This is a genomic window from Streptomyces deserti (genome assembly GCF_054782695.1).
Map to the genome: position 1 here is coordinate 18,754 of NZ_BAAGRZ010000047.1, position 13,051 is coordinate 31,804.

7 protein-coding genes and 1 pseudogene are annotated in these 13,051 nt (G+C 69.1%); 3 read left to right on the forward strand and 5 right to left on the reverse strand.

Going from position 1 to position 13,051, the window contains the following annotated elements:
- Positions 1-33: 33 nt before the first annotated feature.
- Positions 34-870, forward strand: coding sequence for an aldo/keto reductase (locus tag ACYVMZ_RS37235; protein WP_461087389.1), 837 nt, complete (start codon positions 34-36; stop codon positions 868-870).
- Between the two features lie 53 nt (positions 871-923).
- On the opposite strand, the pseudogene ACYVMZ_RS37240 reads toward ACYVMZ_RS37235, so the two are convergent.
- The 4 genes and pseudogenes from ACYVMZ_RS37240 to ACYVMZ_RS37255 all read right to left on the reverse strand — a co-directional run bounded on the left by ACYVMZ_RS37240 (position 924) and on the right by ACYVMZ_RS37255 (position 6,188).
- Positions 924-1,624 (reverse strand): annotated as a pseudogene (locus ACYVMZ_RS37240) (SDR family oxidoreductase).
- A 138-nt stretch (positions 1,625-1,762) separates the two neighbouring features.
- A complete protein-coding gene (locus tag ACYVMZ_RS37245) occupies positions 1,763-2,626 on the reverse strand; it encodes a class I SAM-dependent methyltransferase (protein WP_461087391.1) in 864 nt (287 codons plus the stop codon).
- A gap of 189 nt (positions 2,627-2,815) precedes the next feature.
- The gene (locus tag ACYVMZ_RS37250; protein WP_461087393.1) at positions 2,816-4,540 is read right to left on the reverse strand and encodes a glycoside hydrolase family 6 protein; all 1,725 of its coding nucleotides are present in this window, start codon (positions 4,538-4,540) and stop codon (positions 2,816-2,818) included.
- A gap of 151 nt (positions 4,541-4,691) precedes the next feature.
- A complete protein-coding gene (locus tag ACYVMZ_RS37255) occupies positions 4,692-6,188 on the reverse strand; it encodes a cellulose binding domain-containing protein (protein WP_461087395.1) in 1,497 nt (498 codons plus the stop codon).
- Between the two features lie 252 nt (positions 6,189-6,440).
- Between ACYVMZ_RS37255 and ACYVMZ_RS37260 the strand changes: the two genes are divergently transcribed.
- A complete protein-coding gene (locus tag ACYVMZ_RS37260; RefSeq protein ID WP_461087397.1) occupies positions 6,441-9,359 on the forward strand; it encodes a glycoside hydrolase family 48 protein in 2,919 nt (972 codons plus the stop codon).
- 159 nt (positions 9,360-9,518) lie between these two features.
- Positions 9,519-12,176 carry a cellulose binding domain-containing protein gene (locus ACYVMZ_RS37265; protein ID WP_461087399.1) on the forward strand — a complete coding sequence of 886 codons (2,658 nt, stop codon included), beginning with the start codon at positions 9,519-9,521 and terminating at the stop codon, positions 12,174-12,176.
- A 48-nt stretch (positions 12,177-12,224) separates the two neighbouring features.
- Here the strand turns inward: ACYVMZ_RS37265 and ACYVMZ_RS37270 are convergent, their stop codons facing one another.
- Positions 12,225-12,827: a DUF4352 domain-containing protein gene (locus ACYVMZ_RS37270; RefSeq protein ID WP_461087401.1), complete on the reverse strand. Its 603-nt coding sequence runs from the start codon at positions 12,825-12,827 to the stop codon at positions 12,225-12,227.
- Positions 12,828-13,051 lie beyond the last annotated feature (224 nt).

Here is a 13,051-nt window from a genome sequence, read left to right on the forward strand (position 1 = left end):
CCACCTGACGACAACCGTAAGGATCGAGAGCTCGTGAGCAGCAAGGTCCCCCCGATCATCCTGAACAACGGCGTCGAGATGCCCCAGCTGGGCTTCGGTGTCTGGCAGGTGCCGGACGACAAGGCCGAGTCGGCCGTCGCGACGGCCCTGGAGGCCGGGTACCGCAGCATCGACACAGCGGCGATCTACGGCAACGAGGAAGGCACCGGCAAGGCGATCGCCGGCTCCGGCATCCCCCGCGAGGAGCTCTTCGTCACCACCAAGCTCTGGAACAGCGACCAGGGGTACGACTCCACGCTGCGCGCCTTCGACACGTCCCTGGACAAGCTCGGCCTGGAGTACGTGGACCTGTACCTGATCCACTGGCCGCTGCCGGCCCGTGACACCTACGTCGACACGTACAGGGCGTTCGAGAAGCTCCACGCCGACGGCCGGATCCGCGCGATCGGTGTCTCCAACTTCCTTCCGGAGCACCTGGAGCGCCTGATCGGCGAGACGTCGGTCATCCCGGCGGTCAACCAGATCGAGCTGCACCCGCATCTGCAGCAGAACGCCGCCCGTGAGTACCACGCGGAGCAGGGCATCGCGACCGAGGCCTGGTCGCCGCTCGGCCAGGGCAAGGGCCTGCTGGAGGTCCCGGCGATCGTGGCGATCGCCCGGAAGCACAACCGCACCCCGGCCCAGGTCGTGCTGCGCTGGCACATCCAGCTCGGCAACGTGGTGATCCCGAAGTCGGTGACGCCGTCCCGGATCAAGGAGAACATCGAGGTCTTCGACTTCAGCCTGGACGCCGAGGACCTCGCGGCGATCAGCGCGCTGAACGAGGACCGGCGCCTGGGCCCGGACCCGGCGACGTTCGACATGGCCTGAGCGACGCCTGACCGGCGGTGGGTCAGGGCCCGGAGACGGGCCCTGCCCCTTCTTCAGTTCGGCTGCCCCAGGGGCCGTACGACCACGGTGTTGACGTCGACGCCGGCGGGCTGCCGGATGGCCCACACGACGGAGTCCGCGAGCTGGTCGGCGGTGAGCAGATGCCCGGGCGGCAGGCTGCCGTACGCGTCCCAGAACGGGGTCTCCACCCGGCCCGGCGCGATCAGGGTCACGCCCACACCCCAGCCGGTGACCTGTCGCCGGGTGTTCTCCGCGAGTCCGGTCACCGCCCACTTCGTCGCGCCGTAGAGGTTGCCCGGTCCGTGCACGAACCCGGCGACGCTGCCGACCAGCACGATCCGGCCGCGCGACTCCTTCAGGGCGTCGATGGAGGCCCTTTCAGCAGCGCCGGGCCCAGCACGTTGGTGAGCACCATCTCGGGCCAGCCGGTGGGGTCGCCCTCGGCGACGGTGTCGTGGGTGGCGAATCCGGCGTTGGCGACGACTGTATCCAGTCGACCGAATGCCTCGAGGGTGGTGTCGACAGCCGACCGTACATCGTCGTACTCGGCGGCGTTGCCGGCGATCGTCAGCAGACCGTCGGGCTCGCCGAGCTCCTTGGCGAAGCCGCGCAGCCGTTCCTCGCCGCGGCCGGTGACGGCCACCCGGTACCCGGCGTCCAGCAACTGCCGCGCGACCGCGGCACCGATGCCGCTGCCCCCGCCGGTGATGAGCGCGACCTGAGAGTCCGTCATGATTCCCCCCTGCTTGACGTCGGGGAGTCCATCACTTGAAGGGCTCTCGAAGTCAAGGGCGGCAGGTGTGCGGCGGCCGGCCGCCGCACCGGTGGCTGCTGGTGCGGCTGCGGCCGGTCGCCGCTGTCCGCCGGTGGTTCAGCCCGTACGGACCGCCGTGTGCACCGTGTGCACGGCCAGGACGAACACGTCCGGGCGGCGGTGCACGCTCGCCTCGTCGCCGGGGTCGAGGAGCCGGTCGAGGGTGGCGCGGTCGTCGGCGTCGAGGCCGTCGGCGAGGGCCTCGCGGATGCGGGACAGGGACGCGGCGACATAGGCACGGACCCGGTCGGAGGCCGGTGCGGGCAGGTCCAGGAGGAAGCTGCGCGTCCTGGTGTGCTTCAGGCCCGCCGCGGCGAGCAGGGCCGGCCAGTGCTCGGTCTCCGCGACATGGCCCGGCAGCTCGGCCCGCATGCGGGTGAACCACTCCTCCTCCAGCGCGTCGATCCGCGCCTGCAGGCCGGGCCGCCCGATGCCGATGTCACGCGGCAGGAACCGTGCCGGCAGGCCGCCCTCCATGAGGGCCAGCGTGCCGCCGGGGGCGAGCCGGGCGGCGAAGGCGGCGAGCGCGGCGCGCTGATCGCCGAGGTGGTGCAGGCTGCGGCTCGCCCACAGCAGGTCGGCCGGGTAGTCCAACTCGCCGAGGGCATCGGGGAGTTCACCGGCGAGCGTGCTGAAACGGTCGGCGGCCCCCTGGCGGACGGCGCGGGCGCGGGCCCGTTCCAGCAGTGGTGCGGAGCCGTCCACCGCCACGATCCGCGCGCCCGGGAACGTCTCGGCGAACAGGCAGGAGACGACGCCGGGCCCGCTGCCCGCGTCGACGATCAGCCCCGGCTCGGTCACCTCCTTCCCGAGCCAGGCCAGCGCCTTTTCGTACAGCGGTGTGAACAGCTCGGCCTGGGCCTCCAGCAGCGGGGCCATCTCGGCCCAGTCGATGTCGGTGTGATCGTGGTGGTGCGCCATGGTGGTCAGCCTCTCGCTCGGATGCGCTCAGCGTGCGCCGACGCACCGTGCGGAGGCCACCGCTGTTGCCGGTACGGCAAAAACGGGGCGCGGAAAGTCCGCGATCCGCCGGGGTCCGGCCCCGGAGGGCCGACCCCGGCGGATCATCGGGACGTCACCGCGTCAGGACAGCCGGGATGGTCAGGACCGTCAGGACAGCGGCGGGTACGCGTTCTTCATCAGCTCCTGGAACTGGGCGGAGAACCAGTGTCCGGAGAGCGGGGCGTCCGGCAGGGCGCCCGACAGGTTGTTGCCGTTGCGCGGGTTGCCCGTGTACGTCGGGTCGCACATCCGGTCGAAGCCCTTGCCCTCGTCGTTTTCGATGAACTTGCTGGAGCCGTCGGACTCCCCCGGCGGCTTCATCCAGACGTAGGCGTCGATGCCGGGCTCCGGGTTGGCCTGCGGGCGCTCGCCGAGGCCGGCTCCGGACTGGTTGCACCAGTTGCCGACGTGGATGCGCCGGTCGATGCGGCCGCCGTCGACGTAGGTGTCCACGGTGTCCCGCGCGCCCGGGCCGGTGGGCCGGGCGGTGCCGCCCCAGCCGTTGCGGGAGGTGTCGATCAGCATGCCGACGCCCGAGTGGAAGCCCTGCTTGACCGCCTCGCCCCGGAAGGCCTGGGCGAAGGAGAGCTCGTCGACGTACCGGTTCCAGTCCACCCACTTCGACTCGCGGACCGACTTGCTGCCCACGGTGTCGTTGATGGTGAAGTGCTGCTCCTTCAGGGCGCTGTAGTTTGCGGTGTTCGTGATGAAGCCGTGCACGTCGTTCACGGTGGCGCCCTCGGCGGTCGCCGCCTGCTTGATCATCTGGACGCTCGCCGAGAAGTTGTCGTCCCAGCCGATCCAGCCGTGGTGTCCGGCGTCCACGTAGTTGTAGACGTTCGGGACGTCACCGAGCTTGTTGAGCGCGTAGCCCACGCCCTTGACGTAGTTGCCGTTGGCCTTCATCGTGTCGCAGTTCGCGGTGGCGGTGGGCCGCGGCGAGACGTTGGTGACGAGGTTCGGCAGGGAGTCGATCTCCACCGTGGTGACGATCCGCAGCGAGGCGTACTTCGGGTCGGCGAGGATCGCCTTGATCGGGTCGATGTACTGCGTCTTGTACTTGTCGATCTCGTCCGCCTTCAGCTCACCGTTGGAGGCGAGCGCGGCGCAGTCGCGGCCGGGCAGGTTGTAGATCACCAGCTGGACGACGAGCTCTCCGCTGCCCTTCTGCTTCAGGGCCTCGTCGAGGTGGGCGCGCAGCCCCATGCCGCCGTTGACACCGTTGATGGCGGCGGTGCGGTCCAGCCAGACACCGGTGGGCTGGTTGGAGATCCTGCTGCCGCCCGGCTCGGCGGCGGCCTTGCGGGACCACTCCGGGTTCACGTACACCTTGGCGCCGGCATACGGGTTGTCGACGCGGTTGCCCGGACCGGTCGGGGGCGGGTCGGTGGGTCCGCCGGGTCCGCCGCTGCCGTCGTCGACGTTGCAGGTCACGCCGTCCAGGGTGAAGGTGGCCGGGATGGCGTTCGTGCCGCTGTACGTGCCCTGCAGGCCGAAGCTGACCGAACCGCCGGTCGCCAGGGTCGCGTTGTAGGACTCGTTGGCGGCGGTGACGGCGGTGCCGCTCTGGCTGAGCTTGGCGTTCCAGCCGCTGGTGATCTTCTGGTTGCCGGCGTACGACCACTTCACCGACCACGACGACTTGGCGGCGCTGTTGTTGGTGACCGTCACGGCGGCGGTGAAGCCGGTGTCCCACTGGTTCTGCACCTTGTAGTCGACGGTGCAGGGGACGGCGGCGGCGCCGACGCCACCGGGGTCGACGGCGAGTGCCGTCCCGGAGGCCCCGGCGGTCAGCGCCAGGGCGGCGAGGAGTGCGGTTCTGGTACGGCTCATGAGTGCGGATTTCCTATCCGTGGGGATCCTTCTGGGACTGTTCGAACTGTTCGGATGGTTCGGACGGTTCGGAGGGTTCGGAGGGTTCGGACTGCTCATTGCTTTTCGGGATGGTCAGTGAGGTTCAGGAAACTTCAGGTGTGTTCATGGACTATCCGTCCAGGGCACGCAGGTGATCGCGCAGCCCGATGCCGTACGGCGTGGGAGTGCCGTCGTAGCTGGAGATCAGGGCGGGGCCGGAATTGCAGTCCCAGGTGTTCCAGGTCCAGCCCAGGTACGAGAGGCCACGGTCGTCGAACCACCGCATGACCCGGTCGACGAAACCATGCGCGCAGGTGTTCTCGCCGATCTCCCCGGCGACCAGCGGCACCTGGGCCGCGACCGGGGCGAGCGTGGCGTTCCAGCAGCCCTCGTCGGCACAGGCGTTGAAGTTGTAGACGTGCCAGGCCGCGGCGAGATTGCCGGCCGGGTCGGTGGGCTTGTGCGTCAGCCACTGGCTGAGGTCGTTGGAGTAGGCGAGCCCGCCGGCGAGGATCGGGTTCGTGGCGCCGGTGTCCCGTATGGCGTCGACGAGATCCTGCATACCGGCGACCTCGTACCCGATGCCGGGGCAGGTGCCGCCGTCCCGCCAGCACCGCCAGGCCTGGGTGGCATCCGAGGTCGCGCGGTCCGGGTAGGGCTCGTTGAACAGGTCGAAGACAACCGTCGGGTCGTCCCTGAAGGTGCTCGCCACCGACGCCCAGAACGACGGTGTGTACCGCATGTTGGGCATCGGCTTCTGGCAGCCGGCGTGCACGTCGGAGCAGCCGGCCGAGTTGCCGGTGTACTGGCCCCAGCTCCAGTGCAGTTCGAGCATCGGGGTCATGCCGTGCGCCTTCACCCTGGCCACCAGGTCCTTGACGGCGCTGATGTAGCGGGTGCCGGCGTACTCCGGCTTGATGTTCGAAAGGCCCAGCCAGCATTCCTCGTTGAGCGGGATGCGGACCGTGTTGGCGTTCCAGTCGGCGATCGCCCTGATGGAGGCGTCGTCGACCGGCCCGTCGAAGATGCCGCGCCCCTGGACGCACATGAACTCGCCGCCGGAACGGTTGACGCCGAGCAGTCGACGGGTCTTTCCGTCGGCGTCCACGAGCTTGTTTCCGGAGACGTGCAGGGCCGGTGGCGTTCCCTCACCCGGTGGATCGGCCGGATCCGTCGGGTCGGTCGGGTCGGTCGGGTCGGGTGACGGTTCTGCGTCGACGTTGCAGGTCGTGCCGTTGAGCTTGAACGCCGTCGGGGCGGTGTTGCCGCCCGCGTGGGAGGCGATGAACCCGGCGCTGACGCTCGCGCCGGTGCGCAGCGCACCGTTCCAGCTCTCGTTGGTGGCGGTCACCGTCGTGCCGGACTGGGACCACTTGGCGTTCCAGCCCTGGGTGACCTTCTGGTCGCCGCCGAAGTCGAAGCTCAGGCTCCAACTGTTCACGGTGGCAGCGTTGTTGGTGATGTTCACGGCGCCCTGGAAGCCGGTGTCCCACTGGCTGGTGACGGAGTACTCCACCGTGCACGCGGGTCCGGCCGCTGACGCCGAGACGACCGGCACGACCGCGGTGCCCAGCAGGGCAGCAGCGGCCGCGACGGCTAAAAGTACTGAACGCGGGGGGTGTCGCATGAGCGAGTCCTTGCAGTTCAGGCGCGTCGTGACGGACGCGTCGACTGATGGAACCGCTCCCACTGGTGTCAACGAAGCTAGCGCCAAGTGACGGTAAAGAACAGGGGAGTCACTGACTTTCGCTCAACTCGCCGCATCGAATCTTTTCGACTCTTCGAACATCTTGACCCCCCACACCCCCGTCCCCACTATGGGAGCGCTCCCACTGGTTCAAGCCTTGACTTCTCCGAGCCGCAAGGAGGAACCAGCACCATGCATCCCCCACCCAGGAGACGCAGAGTCGTGCGGCGGTTGTGGACCGCCGCCCTCGCGGCTCTCGCGCTTCCCCTGACGATGCTCTCCACGGGATCGACTCCCGCCCAGGCGGCGGCACTTCAGTGCAGCGTCGACTACAAGACGAACGACTGGGGCTCCGGTTTCACCGCCGATCTGACCATCTCCAACCGCGGCACGGACGCCATCGACGGCTGGACGCTGACGTACGCCTACGCGGGCGACCAGAAGCTGTCGAACGGCTGGAACGGCACCTGGTCCCAGTCCGGCCAGACGGTCACGGTCAAGAACACCTCGTACAACGCGCGGATCGCGGCCGGCGCCGCCGTCTCCACCGGTGCGCAGTTCACCTACAGCGGCACCAACACCGCGCCGACCTCCTTCGCGATCAACGGCACGACCTGCGCCGGCGCCCACCAGCCGCCGATCACGGTGCTGACCAGCCCCGCCGCCGGCGCCGTCTACACCCAGGGCGAGGCGGTCCCGCTGGCGGCCACCGCGGCGGCCGCCGACGACGCCACGATCACCAAGGTCGAGTTCTACGACGACACCAAGCTGCTGGGCACGGACACGAGCGCGCCCTACGCGCTGTCCGTCTCGGATCTGACCGTGGGCAGTCATTCCCTGGTGGCGAAGGCGTACGACAGCCTGGGTGCCTCCGCGGCCTCCACCCCGGTCGGCATCACGGTCGCCTCGGGCCCCACGGTTGTCGCCTCGCCGCCCCAACTGGGCGTCCAGCAGGGCAAGACGGGCACGTACGAGGTGAAGCTGTCGAAGCAGCCCACCTCGAATGTGACCGTGACGACGGCCCGCGCGAGCGGCAACTCGGGCCTCACGGTCACCGGCGGCGCGACACTCACCTTCACCCCGTCGAACTGGAACACCGCCCAGAAGGTGACCATCACCGCCGACTCCTCCGGCACCGGGTCGGCCGTGTTCGAGTCGACGGCCCCGGGGCACGCCAAGGCCGCGGTCACAGTGACGCAGCTGGCGGCCGCGAAGGCGTACGACGCGCGCTTCCTGGAGCTCTACGGGAAGATCACCAACCCGGCGAACGGCTACTTCTCGCCCGAGGGCATCCCCTACCACTCGGTCGAGACGCTGATCGTCGAGGCGCCGGACCACGGTCACGAGACCACGTCGGAGGCCTACAGCTACCTTCTCTGGCTGCAGGCCATGTACGGCAAGGTGACCGGTGACTGGTCGAAGTTCAACGGCGCCTGGGATCTGATGGAGAAGTACATGATCCCGACGCGCGCCGACCAGCCGACCAACTCCTTCTACAACGCATCGAAGCCGGCGACGTACGCGCCCGAGAAGGACACCCCCAACGAGTACCCGGCGAAGCTGGATGCCGGTGTCTCGGTCGGCTCGGATCCCATCGCCGGTGAACTGAAGACGGCATACGGTACGGACGATGTCTACGGTATGCACTGGCTGCAGGATGTCGACAACGTCTACGGCTTCGGCAACTCGCCCGGCAAGTGCGAGGCGGGCCCGGCCGACACCGGCCCGTCGTACATCAACACCTTCCAGCGCGGCGCGCAGGAGTCGGTGTGGGAGACGGTGCCGCAGCCGACCTGTGACGCCTTCAAGTACGGCGGCAAGAACGGCTTCCTGGACCTGTTCACCGGTGATGCCTCCTACGCCAAGCAGTGGAAGTTCACCAACGCCCCGGACGCCGACGCGCGTGCCGTGCAGGCCGCGTACTGGGCGGACAAGTGGGCCAAGGAGCAGGGCAAGGGCGGTGACGTCTCCGCGACCGTCGCCAAGGCCGCGAAGATGGGCGACTACCTGCGCTACGCGATGTACGACAAGTACTTCAAGAAGGTCGGCAACTGCGTGGGTCCCACGTCCTGCCCGGCCGGCACCGGTAAGGACTCCTCGCACTACCTGCTGTCCTGGTACTACGCCTGGGGCGGCGCCACCGACACCTCCGCGGGCTGGGCCTGGCGCATCGGCTCCAGCCACGCCCACGGCGGATACCAGAACCCGCTGGCCGCATACGCGCTCGCCAACTACGCCCCCTTGAAGCCGAAGTCGGCGACGGGCGCGGCGGACTGGGCCAAGTCGATGGACCGGCAGCTGGAGTTCTACCGCTGGCTGCAGTCCGACGAGGGCGCCATCGCGGGCGGCGCGACCAACAGCTGGGCGGGCCGCTACGCGACCCCGCCGGCCGGGAAGTCGACGTTCTACGGCATGTACTACGACGAGAAGCCCGTGTACCACGACCCGCCGTCCAACCAGTGGTTCGGCTTCCAGGCGTGGTCCATGGAGCGGGTCGCCGAGCTGTACCAGCAGACGGGGAACGCGCAGGCCAAGGCGGTCCTCGACAAGTGGGTCGACTGGGCGCTGTCCAAGACCACGATCAACCCGGACGGCACCTTCCGGATCCCGTCGACGCTCCAGTGGTCGGGTCAGCCCGACACCTGGAACCCGTCGAGTCCCGGCTCCAACAGCGGGCTTCACGTCACCGTCGTCGACTACACCAACGACGTCGGTGTGGCGGGCGCGTACGCCAGGACCCTGACGTACTACGCGGACCGCTCCGGTGACACGGAGGCCGCGCGCGTCGCGAAGGCGCTGCTGGACGGCATGTGGGAGCACCACCAGGACGACCTCGGCATCGCCGTCCCGGAGACCCGCGCCGACTACAACCGTTTCGACGACCCGGTCTACGTCCCGAGCGGCTGGACCGGCACCATGCCGAACGGCGACGCGATCAACTCCTCGTCGACGTTCGACTCGATCCGTTCCTTCTACGAGGACGACCCGGCCTGGTCGAAGATCGAGGCGTATCTGGCGGGCGGGGCCGCGCCCAGCTTCACGTATCACCGGTTCTGGGCCCAGGCGGACATCGCACTCGCCCTGGGCTCGTACGCGGAGCTTCTCGAATAGTCCCCGCTGCGCTCCGCGTGCACGGCCCCGGCACCTTCACGCCGGGGCCACGGCCGGGCGGCCCCCACCCGCACGGGGGGCCGTCCGGCCTCGCGCGCTCCCCTCCTGAAAGGCCCCGGAAAGGCCCCCACAGGGCCCCTGAAAGGAAGGTCCCCCACCGTGCGAAGAACCCGCATCCTGACGGCCGTGCTGGCGCTGGCGGCCGGGCTGCTCGCGGGCACCCCGCCCGCACTGGCCGCCGAGAAGCCGAAGGCGGCCGTCGCCGCCGACACCTACACCTGGAAGAACGCCCGTATCGACGGCGGCGGTTTCGTCCCCGGCATCGTCTTCAACCGCTCCGAGAAGAACCTGGCCTACGCCCGTACCGACATCGGCGGCGCCTACCGCTGGCAGGAGTCGACGAAGACCTGGACCCCGCTGCTGGACCACATCGGCTGGGACGACTGGGGGCACACCGGCGTGGTCGCTCTCGCCTCCGACTCCGTCGACCCGAACAAGGTGTACGCGGCCGTCGGTACGTACACCAACAGCTGGGACCCGAAGAACGGCGCGGTCCTGCGGTCCTCTGACCGGGGCGCGAGCTGGCAGAAGACCGATCTGCCGTTCAAGCTGGGCGGCAACATGCCCGGCCGCGGCATGGGCGAGCGGCTGGCCGTCGACCCGAACAGGAACAGCGTGCTGTACCTGGGCGCGCCCAGCGGCAAGGGCCTGTGGCGGTCCACGGACTCGGGTGTCACCTGGTCGCAGGTGACGAACTTCCCCAACGTCGGCAACTATGTGCAGGATCCCGGCGACACCTCCGGGTATGCGAGCGACAACCAGGGCATCGTCTGGGTCACCTTCGACGAGTCCACGGGCACGTCCGGCAGCGCGACGAAGACGCTCTACGTCGGGGTCGCGGACAAGGACAACGCGGTGTACCGGTCGACGGACGCGGGGGCGACGTGGCAGCGGCTGGCCGGGCAGCCGACGGGCTATCTGCCGCACAAGGGTGTACTGGATACGAAGAACGGCCACCTGTACATCGCATACAGCGACAAGGGCGGCCCGTACGACGGCGGCAAAGGCCAGCTGTGGCGGTATGCGACCGCGACCGGTACCTGGACGAACATCAGCCCGGTGGCGGAGGCCGACACCTACTACGGTTTCAGCGGGCTGACGGTCGACCGGCAGAAGCCGGGCACGGTGATGGCCACCGCCTACAGTTCCTGGTGGCCGGACACCCAGATCTTCCGCTCCACGGACAGCGGCGCGACCTGGACCAAGGCGTGGGACTACACGTCGTATCCCACCCGCGAGAACCGGTACACGATGGACGTCTCGTCCTCCCCGTGGCTGACCTGGGGCGCCAACCCGTCACCGCCCGAGCAGACCCCGAAGCTCGGCTGGATGACGGAAGCGCTGGAGATCGACCCGTTCAACTCGAACCGGATGATGTACGGGACGGGCGCGACGATCTACGGCACCGAGAACCTCACGAATTGGAACGGCGGCGGCAAGTTCACCATCAAGCCGATGGTGCAGGGCCTGGAGGAGACCGCGGTCAACGACCTCGCCTCTCCCCCGTCCGGGGCTCCCCTGCTCAGCGCGCTCGGTGACATCGGCGGCTTCCGGCACACGGACCTGACCAAGGTTCCGTCGATGATGTACACGCAGCCGAACTTCACGACGACCACGAGCCTCGACTTCGCCGAGTCGAACCCCAACACGGTCGTCCGGGTCGGCAATCTGGACTCCGGCCCGCACATCGCGTTCTCGACGGACAACGGCGCCAACTGGTTCGCGGGCAGCGACCCTTCGGGCGTCAGCGGCGGCGGCACGGTCGCGGCGGCGGCCGACGGCAGCCGGTTCGTGTGGAGCCCGCAGGGCACCGGCGTGCACTACGCGACCGGGTTCGGCACCTCCTGGTCGGCGTCCAGCGGTATCCCGGCGGGCGCGATCGTCGAGTCCGACCGGGTCGACCCGAAGACCTTCTACGGCTTCAAGTCCGGGAAGTTCTATGTGAGCACGGACGGCGGGGCGACGTTCAAGGAGTCGGCCGCGACCGGGCTGCCCGGCGGTGACAGCGTGCGTTTCAAGGCGCTGCCCGGCGCGAAGGGCGATGTCTGGCTGGCGGGCGGTGCGTCGGATACCGCATACGGTCTGTGGCATTCCACGGACGGCGGGACCAGCTTCACCAAGCTGCCGAACGTCGAGCAGGCCGACGCCATCGGCTTCGGCAAGGCGGCGGCCGGCGCCTCGTACCAGACGCTGTACACCAGCGCGAAGATCGGCGGCGTACGCGGCATCTTCCGCTCGACCGACAAGGGCGCGACCTGGACGCGGATCAACGACGATGCCCACCAGTGGGGCTGGACCGGCGCGGCGATCACCGGTGATCCGCGGGTGTACGGGCGGGTGTACATCGCGACCAACGGCCGCGGTGTCATCTACGGCGACTCCTCCGCTTCCGGCGGGGACAACGGCGGTGGCACGGACCCCACGCCGACGCCCACGGGCTCCTGCGCGGTGACGTACAAGATCACCAACCAGTGGTCGGGCGGTTTCCAGGCGGACGTCCAGGTCAGCAACACGGGGACGAGTGCCTGGAGCGGCTGGTCGCTCGGCTGGTCCTTCGCCGACGGGCAGAAGATCTCCCAGCTGTGGAACGCCGAGTTCACGCAGTCGGGGTCGGCGGTGACGGTGAAGAACATCGGCTGGAACGGCACCGTGGCGCCCGGCTCGTCGGTGAGTTTCGGTTTCACGGGGAGCTGGTCGGGGGCGAACGCGAAACCGGCCGCGTTCAAGCTCGGTGACCAGAGCTGCATGGTGAGGTGAGCGCCGAGGGTGCGTGCCCCACCACGGGCACGCACCCTCCGCCGTGTCCTACAGCTTCCACTCCCCGACCTGCTCGGCGAAGCCGGAGTCCATCGCGAACTGGACCGTGGCGGCCTTCGACGCCTTCGGCACCTCGAACACGATCCAGCCCAGCGCCTTCGCACCGGGCTTCAGCCGGACGTCGGACGACATGGACGGGCCGGCCGTGATGTCGGCGAAGGTGGACTGGAACTGCTGGCCCTGGTCGTCGGCGATCTGCGCCCCGTTCCCCGGGCTGTCGGCGTAGGCCTTGGTGCCGGTGTTGAGGAGCTGGAACTGCACGCCGATCCACCGCTTGCCGGACTCCGGCTTGAAGAACTCGTCGCTGGACTCGGCGTTGTCGACGACCTTGACGACGGTGACGTCGAGCGCGCTGCCGTCCTCCATGCCCTTCAGGGCGAGGGTGTCACCGACCTTGGCGACGGCGGGCGCGGCGGAGGTCCGCTCGGCGGCGGGCTTCTTCTTCTCTCCGCCGTCGGCCTTGGCGGACGCCTGCGCCTTCGGTTCGTCGACGACCTCGTCGCCGTCGCCGGAGCCGCAGGCGGTGAGACCGAGCGCGGCGACGGCGGCGAGAGCGGTTGCGGCGAGACGGTTACGGGTGCGGTGGTACATGTTCTCCCCAGGTTTCGGTGGTACGCGTGCGAACGACCCGTGAAGAACCTGGAAGGTTGCACGGTTCACCGAAAAAAGTCGGGGCCCCGAAGCAACCTGACGACCCGTTGTACCGTCCGCCGCTGCCCGCGGGCGCCGGGTTCAGGGTGTGTAGACGGTGGGACGGGGTGGGGTGGGCATGGCGTTGCCGATGAAGAAGCTGGGGTGTGGTGGTTGGTTGTAGG